The 11,759-nt window shown below is 44.8% G+C and carries 7 protein-coding genes; all 7 read right to left on the bottom strand.

Annotated elements, in window-relative coordinates:
* Nucleotides 1–59 precede the first annotated feature (59 nt).
* Nucleotides 60–1,493 carry a RagB/SusD family nutrient uptake outer membrane protein gene (locus GJS45_RS05860; protein ID WP_162340546.1) on the bottom strand — a complete coding sequence of 478 codons (1,434 nt, stop codon included), beginning with the start codon at nucleotides 1,491–1,493 and terminating at the stop codon, nucleotides 60–62.
* 12 nt (nucleotides 1,494–1,505) lie between these two features.
* Entirely contained in the window at nucleotides 1,506–4,895 is a 3,390-nt protein-coding gene (locus GJS45_RS05855) for a SusC/RagA family TonB-linked outer membrane protein (protein ID WP_162340545.1), read from the bottom strand.
* A gap of 106 nt (nucleotides 4,896–5,001) precedes the next feature.
* Complete coding sequence (locus tag GJS45_RS05850) at nucleotides 5,002–5,991, bottom strand: FecR family protein (RefSeq protein ID WP_235954629.1); 990 nt, start codon at nucleotides 5,989–5,991, stop codon at nucleotides 5,002–5,004.
* A gap of 178 nt (nucleotides 5,992–6,169) precedes the next feature.
* The gene (locus GJS45_RS05845; RefSeq protein WP_235954627.1) at nucleotides 6,170–6,754 is read right to left on the bottom strand and encodes an RNA polymerase sigma factor; all 585 of its coding nucleotides are present in this window, start codon (nucleotides 6,752–6,754) and stop codon (nucleotides 6,170–6,172) included.
* Nucleotides 6,755–7,055: 301 nt separating this feature from the next.
* Nucleotides 7,056–7,256: a hypothetical protein gene (locus GJS45_RS05840; RefSeq protein ID WP_202928041.1), complete on the bottom strand. Its 201-nt coding sequence runs from the start codon at nucleotides 7,254–7,256 to the stop codon at nucleotides 7,056–7,058.
* Nucleotides 7,234–8,835 (bottom strand): sulfatase, encoded by a 1,602-nt coding sequence (locus GJS45_RS05835; protein WP_162340543.1) that lies wholly within the window; start codon nucleotides 8,833–8,835, stop codon nucleotides 7,234–7,236. The genes GJS45_RS05840 and GJS45_RS05835 overlap by 23 nt, the downstream gene beginning before the upstream one ends.
* Nucleotides 8,836–8,858: 23 nt before the next feature.
* Nucleotides 8,859–11,684, bottom strand: coding sequence for a hypothetical protein (locus GJS45_RS05830; RefSeq protein ID WP_162340542.1), 2,826 nt, complete (start codon nucleotides 11,682–11,684; stop codon nucleotides 8,859–8,861).
* Between the last annotated feature and the right edge of the window lie 75 nt (nucleotides 11,685–11,759).

Raw genomic sequence — 11,759 nt, 5'->3', positions numbered from 1 at the left:
AAATATAGTAATTCGACTGGAATCTAAGGACCAGAAGTAGCCATAATTTCGTTATGTGATCAATAACCGGGATTTTGTTCCAGATTGGGGTTCCGATCGATCTCGTTTTGAGGAATGGGGAAAAGCACATGATAGTCGAAAGCACTTTTTCCCCTCTCATTGGCCAATTCGATAAATTTTCCATGCCGGATCAAATCCTGACGGCGCAATTCTTCGGTAAAGAACTCCCAGGCCCTCTCATCCAGTATATGGTCCCGAAGGGCTTCTTTACTGCTAAAATCATTTAACGAAAGCGCTGGCACTCCTGCCACTTCACGGACTTCATTGATCAACGAAATCGCCTCCTCCGTAGGTCCTGAAATTTCATTTAAGGCCTCGGCCCTGGATAGGAGAATATCCGCATACCGTATGATAGGGAAATCGTTTCCCATATGTTGGCCTACCCCATTGGGATCCTCCCCAAACTTAAAACTTCTGGAATTGTCGGTGCCCAGGTCTATCAAATTTCCATTAACGTCTATATATTCCTTAATAATCACCTCTTTTCTCTGGTCATCCGGATGGAAAGAATTTACAAAGTCATCTAACAACTGATATTGAGCTGCATAATTTGCCCTGGGGGGATAAGCGAATTGATACGATGGGGGGGCAGCGTGTGCCAAATAGGTAGTGCTTAAACCTGGAATGGGCAAATTGGGACGGATGTAAATAAACTCATCATTCTCTTCATTTTCAATATCAAAAAGAGCGTCTCTGGAACCCTGATCAAATAAGGAATATTTATTGAGCTCCATCACCATTTGGGCTGTTTCAGCAGCTTCCTGCCATTTTTTATTGTTCAGGTAGAATTTGGTGAGCAGACTTAGGGCAATTCCTTTATTGGCCCTTCCATAATTTCTGGCTTCTACCGGTAATACCTGGCTTGCGGCCAGCAATTCGTCCTCAATAAAACCGACTATTTCCTCCCGTGAGGCCCGGGCCGGTCTGGCTTCAATTTCCAGTTCACTACTGGTGATTAGGGGGACCGGACCGAAAATATCAAAAAGGTAAACGTAATTACTGGCCCTGATGAACCTGGCTTCAGCCAATATCTCCTCTTTACGCTCCTCATTCATATCAATATCAGGAACCCGGTCAATAATTAAATTTGACCGATAAATGGCCGTATAATCCCTCCCCCATTGAACATCCAAAAACGAGTGGGTGGCATTCCAGGTAAAATCTTCGATCAATTGGGCATCCCTTCGTAAGCCCCCTCCTCTTTCGATCAAAAGATCGGAAGTCAATTCCGATAATAGCAAGTAATCCCTGCTGCTTCTCCGCTGGTCTGAGGCGTAAGCTGAATTGAGCATAGATTCTGCATCCTCCGCCGAAAGAAAAAAGTTGGTGGGTCCTAATACCGAATAAACTTCTTCTTCCAAAAGATCTTCACATCCCTGAATAGAAATAAACAGGAACAGTACTGCAAGTATTCTTATATATTTGGTTTTCATTTTTATCAGTATTTAAAGTTCCAAATTAACGCCGAGTGTAAACATTCTGGTAAAGGGATAGGCGTTGTAATCCGCCCGAACATTCGAGGTTCCAAAGGAACTTACCTCAGGGTCCATCCCCGAATAATTGGTGATCGTGATCAGGTTTTGACCGGAAATATAGACGCTGGCATTGGAAAAGTATTTACCTGATAGGTTCGGAATCCGATAATTTAATTGGATATTTCTTAACCTTACAAATGACGCATTCTCAATGGCTCTGCTGTTGACAGGACCTCCATAAGATACATTTACCGGCTGCGCATTCGTGTTTTCATTAGTAGGGTTTTGGGGAGTCCACCTATCCGTATAGGATTCCGCCAGGCGATTTCTTCTAAATGAAATCGGATTTTCAGACTCCACTCTGTTGAAATTGAAAATCTGGCTTCCCTGTACGCCCTGAATGAAGAACGATAAATCCAGGTTTCGGTACTTAAATGAATTATTCACCCCATAGGTAAAATCCGGAAAAGGTGAACCTAAGACATCCCTGTCGGCAGGAGTTATCTGTCCATCCCCATTCACGTCTCTGTATTTCAATTCTCCCGGTCGTGCCAACGGTTGGGGGGAATTCTCGATGTCGTCATTTTGTTGAAAGATACCGTCCACCACAAATCCGTAGTATGAATTTAGAGGTAGCCCCTCCTGAATAATGGAAATATTTTGCGTAAAGCCAGCACCTCCCTGCAAAATGAAAGGTAAGCCTGAAATATCTAACACTTTATTTCTGATCACTGATAAATTCAAGGAGGTATTCCATGAAAAATCTCCGACAATATTTCTTGAGGAAAGGGTGAATTCAAAACCCTGATTTTCCATACTTCCCACATTCTGCAACGAACTGTTGAACCCCGTAGTCCTAGGAATCGGCAAGAACATTAGCAAATCATCGGTTTGTTTATAAAAATAATCCACTGCACCGTCAATTCGTCCTGATAAAAAACTGAAATCCAATCCTAAATTAAGCTGTTTGGTCACCTCCCATTTTAGGTTTGGGTTTTGAGCCTGAGTCGTGGATATGCCAACAAATGGATTGCCGTCAAACTGTGCCTGACCTTGAGTTCCTAGCAAGATCAAAGAGTTGTAATTCCCAATTTCCTGGTTACCGGTCAAGCCATAGCTGGACCTGAACTTCAACTCTGAAAACAAATCCTGATTGCTCATAAATGGCTCATCAATGATTCGCCACCCAAGGGCAACCGATGGAAAATACCCGAATTTATTGTTTTCCCCGAAGCGGGAAGAACCGTCCGCCCTGAAGGATACCGTCATCAGGTATTTGTCTGCAAATGAATAATTGGCCCTACCCAAGTAAGACAATAGCTGGTTTCTGAATTTATTGGTGCCTATGGCATAGGTTCCCTGAGCACCGGCATTCAGATTATTGGTAAGAAAAGCATCCGAGGGATAATTTTGTCCACTTGACCTCAAGAACCTGCCTAAAAATTCCTGGTACGTGTATCCGGCAAGGAAGCTGATCGTATGATCGTCGATTTCTTTGTTGTAATTGCCTGTCAATTCCAGCAAATAATTACTTCGTTCATTAGTGCGCACATCCGCCACGCCACCATTAAATCCTCCCCTTCTGGTAGCAGTCGAAACGTAATTATCCCTTCGTGAGGTCTGCCGATCGGAGCCCAGGTTTAATTTGACTGAAAATTCATCATTGAAATTGTATTGTCCGTAAACATTCCCGAAAGTCCGGTTTGTTTCAGCCATGTCGTATACTTCATTGGCAAAAGCAACAGGGTTTTCCAAATTGACAATCGGGGATTGAAAATAATTACCCTCGCTGTCAAAAATGTTCATAGTAGGGTCCTGGTAAATAGCGGAATTGATTACGCCCGAATTCTCATTGATTGCCACCCCAAACGGCACAAAGTTATCTTCAATAAAACTGGTATTTAAATTCATGCCGAAAGTGAAATTTTCTCCAGAAATATGTTCCAGGTTCATTCTTCCGGTGTACCTCTTGATTCCGGAATTTAGCACTACCCCGTCCTGATCAAAATAATTCAAGGAAGCAAAATACCGGGTGCTTTCATCTCCACCTGAAAAAGATAGTTGATGATTTTGAACGGCGGCTGTGCGGAATATCTCATTCTGCCAATCCGTTCCCTGCCCTATTTCACTGATCTCTGTTTGAGAAAATTCCGGTGCCTGGTTGTTTTCCGCTCTCAGATCATTTAGCAGCGCCATGTATTGACCTGCGTCTAACATATCAATTTGATTGGCAACCTCTTGTGTACCATAATAGCCATTATAATTGATCTTCATTTTACCTTCCTGTCCTTTCTTGGTCGTAATTAATATGACTCCATTAGCTCCCCTGGAACCATAAATAGCAGTGGCAGAAGCATCTTTCAAAATCTCTATGGATTGTATATCACTTGGATTTAGGGAATTCAAAGGGTTTCTTGGTGTAGGGTTGTTGATAACCCCCGAGCTTGGGGTAGATGCCCCGTTATCTATGGGTAGCCCATCTATCACATACAAGGGCTCGTTATTGGCATTTATGGAATTAGCGCCTCTTATCCTGATACTAACCCCTCCTCCAGGTTCGGCGCTGGCCTGTGTTATCTGGACACCGGCAGCCCTTCCTACGATCAATTGATCTACAGAAGTCACCACTCCAGGATTGAAATCATCTTCGCCCAGGGACGATACAGACCCGGTAATATCTCTTTTTCGTTGCGTTCCATAACCCACTACCACCACTTCATCCAATGAAGATTGATCTTCTGCCAGGGTAATGGAATAACTGCTTTGATTACCAATGGTAATCCGCTGAGATTCATAGCCAATAAACGAAATAAGCAGTACCGATCCTTCCTCAGCATCCACAGTGAATTTCCCGTCAATATCGGTCACGGTGCCCGTATTGGTCCCCTCTACCAATACCGTGGCACCGGGAATGGGCTGCCCATCTTCGTCCACTACCGTACCGGTGATCTCCACAAGTTCAATGGTGATTGAAATCTCCTTTTGCTGTCCAGATGAGCTGGTTCCACCTACGTAGATGGCATTATTGACCTGCCTGAACTTTAATTTCGAAGCTTGCGCCAGCTGCACCAGAATATCGTTAACGGATCGTTTTCCGGATTTCAAAACGACCGGATCCCGGCCGGTAAGCAAATCATCCGGAAAAATGAATACGTAGTCCGTTTTGGATTCCAGGTTTGTAAAAACTTCGTTTAAACTCCACTCCCTATTGGCCATGCGTAGGAAGGTTTCATCGATCGGTTTGATCTGGGCTTTGGAATCATTGGCCAGCAAGGTAGTCAGAAACATACATTGCAATATACAGCCGTATAACAGGTTCTTGGATACCATCGTTATTAGGTATAGTATTTTTCTTTTCATAATTTTAAACGTTTTATTGAATTGATTTCTTTAAAGCGGGCAGGGTAAAATGTTTCATTTGGCGATGGGAATTTTATCCTGCTTTTTGTTTTTATCTCATAGGCAATCAGAATTTTATGACTACATTTTTTTGATTGATCTGGTATTCAAACCCAAGGGAAAAACTCAAGCCGGTCAATATATCTTCCAGGCTTTCATTGTTAAATAAACCGGTGACTTTCCGGTTGTCTAAGGCTTTTGTTTCAAATCGTACACCGTACCAATTTTCAAGTGTTTGAAGGATTTCCTTAAATGGTTTACTTTGGAACCGGATCTTCCCCTCCTTCCATAAGGTCGTTTGGTCCAGGTCAAATTTTTCTTTGCTTAACGCCGAAAAGGTGTCCATTTGAACTGATGCCATCTCTCCCGGTTCAAGAGAAAGCATTTGTTCCTCATTGGTTACATTCACCCGACCCTCTGTTAAAGAAATCTTAACTTCCTCCCCCCTGGAATAGATGTTGAAGGAAGTACCCAAAGCCGTCGTTTTTACAGGCCCGGTTTTTACCTGAAAAGGTTTCTCTTTGTCCGGTGCAATTGCGAAAAAAGCTTCTCCTTCCAGTTCAAGTTCCCTTTTACTAATTCCGAAATCGGAATAAAAAGTAAGGGTTGACAGGGAATTGACGATTACTTCGGACTGATCCGGCAGGGTTAATTTCAATTTCTCCCCGGCAGCGGTATGTTTTTGGATTTTTCTGGGGGCACCCTCGGTCAGCGTTTCAACCGTCTCCGTCCGAATAAGTGTCTGATAGAGATAAAAGATGCAAAAGCCAAGCAATAGATAGGTAGCCGCTATTCTGCCGAATTTAAGGAATTGACTAAACTTTAGCTTTTCTTGTTTCTCCTTTTGGCTTTTCAAAGTAGCATGATGAATCTGCTCCAGCAGGAGCCGTTGCTTTGACTCCGCTACTGTCCGAGGCTTCCCGGCTTCCCACTCCCTTCGAAGCATGCCAATAAACCTATCTTCTGCTCCCTTTTCAGCCAGCCATTCCATTACCTCCCGATTTTCCCTCGCTGAGGTTTGGTTATTCAAAAATCTGATTAGCTTTTCCTCTTTCAAAATGCTGTTTCTTTTAAGCTATACACCTGAAACAAACATTTTACGTAAAAAAAATATAAATTTTATTTAACCCAGATGTTGCTAGCCTTGATAAAAAAATTAAGTTCGGTATTCTAAATACTATAATTTATAAAATTTGGGTCTGTTTCAGCAGAATGGAGGTCAAAAGTCCGCTTCCTTAAAAGAAAAGAAGGAGCAGGGGGCCGTAAAGGGAGGTTTTATGAATCAATTCCCCCTTGAGGAACTTCGTGGCCAGGTAAATATGGTGTTCTACCGTCCTTTTTGACAAACTTAGCCGGATGGCTATTTCCTCGGGGCTCAACCCATCGATCTTATTCAAAACAAAAACCTTTTGCTGGGCTTTGGGTAAATGTTTGATAAGTTCTGCGGCAGTGTCTTCTAATTCCTTGTAGGTTATTTTTTCAAAAACATTTTCCGTGCTCACACAATACATTTCCGGAATATCCTCAATGGTGCAATTTCTCTTTTGGTTCCTTAATTTATTGAGCAACTGATTTTTTACCGATTGAAATAAATAGGATTTGAAATTTCTGTTTTCATCCAGCGTATTTCGTACTTCCCAAATTTTGATAAAAATGACTTGTACGGTCTCCTCCGCCTCCATTTCATCACTCAGGTAATTGTAGGCAAAACCGAGTAACTTTGGCAAATAGCGGTAATACAATTCATCAAAAGCCTTCATATCCCCTTGTCTAAGGGAACGTACCAACTCCTTCTCATTTTGGTTAATAAGCGGTCTCAAAATCCGGGTTTAAGTTAATTGATGACAAATACTTCAGATACGCTACAACTGAAAGATAGCTATTTTACCAAAGTATGTTGTATAGGATTCAATTACAATAATCCAATTTATAAAAAATAAATGAATAAAATAATAACACTGCTAAAATCTACCCACGACTATTTCGGGTGCACCTGTAAAATGAATCCTACCCCATTAACAGTAAAAAACCAATGACAAATTAAATCAGCGGGAAAAACCTCCTGAATTCAAGAGCCAGGTGGGGCTTTCATAAAGGAAAATAGTATGCCTTTACGCATTTTTAATCCATTAACCAAATGATGGGATGTCTTATCGGAAGATTTCTTACCACTTCTGTGTGAACAGGATAGGCTTCTAGTGTAAGATAGGTTTCTATGTATTCCGCTTTACCATAAGCCAAACCAGAAAACAATGCCGAGGGATGAGCAACGGGCCATTTATCCCAAATGTAGATATCCTTATCGAAGTGTTTTAAATCCATGATCATGGTCTGTGGCAGCTTTCCGCTCTTCAATTTTTGCTGACAAGCTAGCTATTACCTCCTGGTATTGCTCCTCATTGATGACGTTCCTGATCTCTCCCGGATCAGTCTGATGGTCATAAAGTTCTTTTTCTAAAACCTCACCAGTGTTTAGTTTTACCCATTCCACGTAGTTGAAGCGGCCGTCTTTTACAGCATATCCCATTATGGTCTTATCGTAATTCCAGCGATTATGTGGCCAAATGGAAAACGCATATTCCTTTGAAGCTGGTTGAAGTTCAGGATTATTCAATATAGGAATTAAACTTTTTCCTTCAAGATGGGATGGTTCTTCTATGCCGCACAATGCCGCCAAAGTAGGATAGATATCCAATGCTTCGACCGGCATATCAGCAACCTCTCCTTTTTTTCCACCCGGAACACTGAATATCAATGGAATACGGGTATCAATGTCCATATTCGACCATTTGCACCAGTTGCCGTAATCTCCCAATTTATAGCCATGATCCCCCCATAGCACTATAATAGTATTTTCTCGCAATCCCAATTTGTCGAGTTGGTCCAGTAAATATCCTACCTGGGCATCTGCGTAAGAAACGCAGGCATAATAAGCCCTTCTTAAAATAAGGGTGGTAGGGTCATCAATATCTTCGTACCTGGCGGGCATACCATAGTAGTTGCCCAGTTCACCACCTAACCGCATGGTATGTTCGCTTGAATTCTCGGGCATTTCTCTGATTTCAGGCATGGCAATGGATGCCTCAGGATACATATCCCAATAGTTCGCGGGAGCTACAAAAGGCAGGTGTGGTTTTGAAAGGCCCACCGCTAAAAAGAAAGGTTTGTCGAATTTTTTCAATTCTTCCAGCTTTCTCACCGCATTACGTGTATTTATACCATCCTTATAAAGGGTATCATGCACATCTGCCCGTTCATAGGCAGGCCCCCGTTGATGCGTCGTATTGAGGGATATTTGATTGATCGCTTCCTCGGTCACATAACCCCTTCCTGTCCAGGATTTTTTGGGAATCATATAGTCCTCTCCAAATTGCTTTTCATGGTCCCTGGCATGGTGATAAATTTTTCCTGCTGCCGCTATATTATAACCGTTTTCTTTAAAAAACATATTCATGGTCAGTACATCGGGCATTAAATCCGCTACAGATTCACCTGTATAAATACCCTTTTTATCAGGTCTGATCCCTGACAGGACGGATGCACGTGAGGCCATACATATGGCTTGTTGCACATGAGCCTCTGTAAACCGAACTCCCTCAGACGCAAGTCGGTCAATATTAGGCGACTTAATATGGTTGGCACCATAACAGTTCAGCTCTGTACGCAAGTCATCAACTGCAATAAAGAGCACATTGTACTTTTGCTTCACTTCCTCTTCATGACCCTCATTTGGTTGACAGGAAATTATCCCCACCATGACCATCAAAAAGACGATGAAATACCTGGCTTTGGAAAAGGCTTCTTCCACATCCATTGTGGCATTAATCAGCATAGGTATTTGTTCAGCCAAGGCGGTATCGATTAAAATTCTACTTAAAAGCCAGGTCGAGAATCCTTTCATCTTTTGAACAATTTGTGGACTGTTTATTTTAAAACAAAATAACGATATCCCCGCTCAGGGATAGTAACCTCAACTAACAGGCTAAAATCCCGGTTGACTGCTACCTGCTGTGATTTTCCCGATTGGTCTTCCAGCTGCACCTGCTTGTGTAGTCCGGTATAGTAAACCGGAACTTGAATGGTCCGGGTGATTTCTTTATTCAGGGGATTATAAAGCATGAGCAGCCCTTTCTCTTTTCCAGTTGGATTTACGTGCAATAGACCGTCCCAATCCCTACCGTCCGGACGCCTTAGGTGGATGATGTCCGCATCCAACACTTCCCGGTGTTTTTTGTAAAAGCCTACCCACTTTTCGACCAGTGCTTTGGTTTCGGGCGCATCGTACAATTGCGGCCCGCGGTAGCAGGCCTGTACGCCCGCACCGAATAGGTTAGCCAGTCGCTGCTCGTAATGGGGCAAGTGCTCTTTTAATGGTTCGATCGTAGCTTCTTCCCCTCCCCCATGGTATTGTACCAGCGGCACAAACATCCAGCCCATGGACGGTGTCTTGGTCCAGGTGCCGTCGTATATATTTTGACGTTCGATGATTTCCTGCTGGGCCCTGGGCAGCGACCAATTGGTCTCGCGGTAACCCATCCCGGTTTTGTTGCTCCCTGCCAGAAAATAATAATCCGGTACATTCAGGTAAATCCCGTTGGAACGGGCCCACTGGTAAAATTCAGCAATCCGCCGGTACTGGTTCCATTGGGAGTCGGCCAATCCCTTGTGTCCGGGGTGATCAGTTGCCGCACACACATCGCCCGGATAAGAGCCGTCATGCTCCAGGATATCGAGTCCGGTTGTGCTGTATAAATTATAAAGGGTTTCAAAATAATCGTGTCCCCATTCACTTTCCAGGCAGGGCGAATTGCCAAAACGGGGAGTCATCCCCTCGGGCATCACCACGTCGTTTCCACCGCCGACACGGCGACTGGCCAGCAAGGAATAACCGCCCAGGGCGATTCCCTTTGAATGGGCGTAGTCGGCCAGGCCCTTCATGCGGTCCAGGTTTTCCCTGCTTGCATCTTCGGCATTGAATCCGCTTCCAAAGGTCATGATCACCATTTCAAATCCCACTTCGGCACTCTGGTCTATTGCTTTTTTCACCGCTTCAGTCTCCGCAGAGCGGACATGCATTAGTATGGGGTTTTCGGTGACCCAGGGTGCCAGCGAGCGCATCATGCGCCGGTGCTCCAGCCCCTTTCGCTCGCGATCCCAGCTATCGTGCAGCAACTCCCATACCCGATACGACGAAAAAGAAGCCCCAGGGTTCAACTCTTGCTCCGGGCCGTATTTGGGCGATACTTCCAGCAAAACGGGCATGGTACGTTCGTAATTGACCTGGGTTTTGTACAGGGGGTCCGGTTTCCATGCAATGCTGGAGCGCAACACGTTTTCGGAGGTCATGCCGCCAAAATTGTAATCGGTTTCGATCGTCAAATTGGGAAGCTGCCACTGCTCCCGGCTGTCAACGGTGCTTTCGGGTTCCGTCACTGCCAGGATTTCACTGGTAAACGAATTGACCGTTACCGGCTGGTCGGAGCGATTTTCAACGGTCATCCATTTGCTAAACACCGGCAGGCCATCGTACAATTCGTAATGAACGTTCACTGTAATTCCCAATAGGTAGCGGTAGGATGCCAGGCCAGAAGCTTTTGCATCGGGAGAAATTTCCCCCAGCATGGAAAATACTTCGATTTTGCTCCGCCCGAATTCCCCCTTTTCGGTGTGATCCTTATCGGTGCCCGATGCATCCATTTTGCCAATGCGGACTGTTTGCGGAGCTTGCTGAATTGGGACCGCACCCACTGGCTGCCAATCTTCTTTATCATAAGACCAAGTGGCCTGTAGCTGCCCCTCTCCCAATTCCATCCGCAGCCAGACAGGTTTCCCGCTTTCCAGGCCGGGCACGCGTTGTTCCTGCTGCCCGTCATAAAACCCGATCTCATGGTTACCGGAACGAAGGTTGAGTTTGATTACCTTGTCGGAAAACACCAGTCCGAGCCCCGGACCCCAACTGCTGCTCCGGTCCGTGCCCGGATCAATTTTCGCCAAAAACACCCTGGCCTCCGGAAGCACCGGCTGCTCGGCATACACCGCTGTATTGGCCAAGGCCATGATTTCCCCCGCCTTACCTTCGTTGATAAAGGAATTGCGTTCATGGGTGTCCGATTCAACCCGCTTCCAATTTTCATTTAAGATTGTAAAGGAATCCTCAAATAGGGTTTTGCGGCTTTCGTCCGCGATTGATCGTTCCGAGAGCACCTGTATGGCCTCCTCGTCCAATTGGTAACTAAAAACAAGTTCCTTTCCCGGCGCGGGCCAGGGCATGTCTTTCGGCATCCATTCGGCTCGTTTTTTCCAGTCAAAACGCTCTTTGGTGTTTTCCACGGTATGAGTCACTAGTTTGAAGGACCCTGGATTGGCTTTCATGGAAGCGATCCATTCCGGCAGCAAATAATTGTGAATGGGTTGGCCGGTAAGTCCACCTACTTCGAACCGAATTCCATCCAACTGAATCTCCGCTTCTGGTCGCACGGAGCGCAAGAAGGACTCCCCGGTTTGCATGTGTTCCAGTCCGATGGTAGCTCCGTTAGGCGAGCTTGCAAAGGTGCGGCTCACCAGACCGTTACTCAGCACCAGGTGTCCTTCTTCGTTGGCCTGCACCCTGGCAGGCTGATTGGACCGGTAGAGGAGCCAGTCATTGCTAGGAGGCCGTTGATCATTTCTTACTTCTGCGACATCCCTTTGTGCCTGGGTATTCAAGTGGATGACAAGGAAAACGTAAATCAGAACGTATATTTTCTTCATGGGTAAGCAGTTAAATGCGTTTAGGAGTTCTTTCAGCTAAAAAAGATTCCCGGGCAAACCACCACGCGCTGACTA

Origin of the sequence: Cyclobacterium salsum (genome assembly GCF_010119245.1) — a bacterium.
GTDB lineage: Bacteria > Bacteroidota > Bacteroidia > Cytophagales > Cyclobacteriaceae > Cyclobacterium > Cyclobacterium salsum.
Note: the sequence above shows the minus strand (reverse complement) of the source record. Positions and strands in the feature narration are given on the sequence as shown.

Bases quoted from the DNA above. Each gene is read 5' to 3' on its own strand.
- GJS45_RS05830 (WP_162340542.1), bottom strand. From the start codon at position 11,684: ATGAAGAAAATATACGTTCTGATTTACGTTTTCCTTGTCATCCACTTG.
- GJS45_RS05860 (WP_162340546.1), bottom strand. From the start codon at position 1,493: ATGAAAACCAAATATATAAGAATACTTGCAGTACTGTTCCTGTTTATT.
- GJS45_RS05840 (WP_202928041.1), bottom strand. From the start codon at position 7,256: ATGGATTTAAAACACTTCGATAAGGATATCTACATTTGGGATAAATGG.
- GJS45_RS05855 (WP_162340545.1), bottom strand. From the start codon at position 4,895: ATGAAAAGAAAAATACTATACCTAATAACGATGGTATCCAAGAACCTG.
- GJS45_RS05835 (WP_162340543.1), bottom strand. From the start codon at position 8,835: ATGAAAGGATTCTCGACCTGGCTTTTAAGTAGAATTTTAATCGATACC.